Origin of the sequence: Thermoflexus sp., assembly GCF_040289485.1 — a bacterium.
Classification (GTDB): domain Bacteria; phylum Chloroflexota; class Anaerolineae; order Thermoflexales; family Thermoflexaceae; genus Thermoflexus.
In genome coordinates this window covers 1-1,886 of record NZ_PSLG01000110.1, presented here as the reverse complement: position 1 = coordinate 1,886, position 1,886 = coordinate 1, and the positions used below count along the sequence as shown (strand labels likewise).

General features: G+C 68.1%; 1 protein-coding gene and 1 pseudogene. One reads left to right on the top strand and one right to left on the bottom strand.

Annotated elements, in window-relative coordinates; translation table 11 throughout:
• Positions 1-841, bottom strand: an 841-nt coding sequence (locus tag C4313_RS11395; RefSeq protein ID WP_352429971.1) for a DUF5666 domain-containing protein, incomplete at its 3' end; no start/stop codon positions are given.
• 229 nt (positions 842-1,070) lie between these two features.
• Here C4313_RS11395 and C4313_RS11390 point away from each other — a divergent pair.
• Positions 1,071-1,886 (top strand): annotated as a pseudogene (locus C4313_RS11390) (hypothetical protein); the annotation flags it as partial.

Genomic DNA, 1,886 nt, shown 5'->3' with positions numbered 1-1,886 from the left:
CCCCGGGTGTGGCGGGCGCCGTCGGCTGCGGCTCCCGGGCGACCACCGTCCGGGCCACCCAAGTCCCGTCGGGCGCCCCTACAGCACGGACGACCACCCTCATCCCCGGCTGGAGGTCCGAGAGGGAGGCGTTGGGGCGGCCGGGGACCCGGAAGCGGGTTTGGGCGTTCGTGGCCACCCGGACCTCACCGTCCTTCGTCTGGAGCACCAGGGTGGTTCCGTCAACGGCGGTCAGGGTGCCCCGGAAGAGTCGATGGGGTCGTCGGGCGACCACCCGGCCGGCCAGGAAGGTCCCTTTCACCTCGTGGCCGATGACGGTGACGGGATAGCCGGCCCCCAGGTCGGACCAGGTGGGGGAGATCACCCCGGTCAGGTGCAGGCGGGTGTTCGCCGTCCATTCCACCGAGATCACCTCCCCGCGGCGGGTCTCCACCTCCATCCGCCGGGCGGCTCCATCGATCCTGCGGATGGTCCCGTGGCGCACCTGAGTGGGCCCCCGGACGATCACCCAGTTCGCCGCGAGGGTCTTGCCGGCCTCCACCCAGCGGCCGTGGACCAAGACGCGATCGCCGGTTCGGACCTCCCCCAGCCCGGCCCGCATGAAGCCGGGGACATGGAAGCGGGTGGTTTCAGCGATTTGCACAGCCACCGAGCCGAAACGCTCGGTCGCAACGGTCAGGGCCTTGTCCCCGATGGCCGTCACCGTGCCCCGGACGGTCGCCGGGTGGGCCGGTGCGGGCGTCGGCGGCGCCGATGGGGTAGGTTCTTGGGCCCCCGCGACCCCTGTCGTCACCAGCGCCAACAGGCTTAGGAGGACCAGCACGAGCATCCCGCGACGCATCGCGCACCTCCGAAATGTTTGGTGTGCCCCCAGAGGGGGCTCTCTCCACTGCATTTAACGGACAGGATGGCGCCCGGTGACGGGCCTCCGATCCTCCCGTCCAGAACCCCTCGGGTGGCCTGCCACGAAAACAGTCCAATAGTAAGACAAATATAACGATATTTACACACGAGGAGGCTCCTTCACACCCTTCTTGACGGTTCCAGTGGATGTCTCCGCGAAGCCAGCGTTGGGCCCCGGGGAATTCCATTGTTACGCTTATGAGATCGTCTTCTCCCCGATCCCCAACGCCCAGGCGTATCGCAACCACGCCATCGTGACCATCCTCAACCACTCCGGCCGCCTGGGGGAGCCGTGGGGCCCAGAGCCGAAGGCGGGCTTCTCCCTCCCAGAGCATCCGACCGTCAGCGCGGTGGACGCCTCTGCTCGCGGGACCGATGTAGCGCATTGTCCATCCGGCTTCGCCTGCGCGCCCAGCGAGACGGGGCCGTGGGATTTCCAAGGCTCGGGCCAGGTCGTCTTCACCAAGGTCGTCACCAACGTGGCGGCCTGCGATGCCACCGCCGGGTTGCACAACATCGCCACCCTCCGCGAATCGGACACGCATGAGACCCGCACGGCCGAGGCGACGGTGCATCTGACGGCGCCGCCGTGTCCGGTGGGCTGTGTGTGGACCCCGGGCTTCTGGAAGACGCATCCCGACGCTTGGCCGTCGGGCTTCCATCCGGTCGATCCCTGCTTCTCCAGCGGCAAGACCTGGAGGGAGGCCCTTTGGACGCCCCCGCGGGGCGACGCCTACTTCATCCTGGCCCACCCATACATTGCCGCCGCCTTGAACCGCGCCTCGGGCGCCTCGTTGCCGTCGGAGGTCGAGGCCGCCTTCAACGCCGCGACCAAGTGGTTCGGAAGCCATCGCCCGGGCGTCCCGGCCGCCTCGCCCGACGGGCAGGAAGTGATTCGCCACGCGGAGGTGCTGGCGGCCTACAACGAGGGGTTGACAACAGCTGACATTTTTATTATCAGCCATTTCAGCCACGAAGCTTTC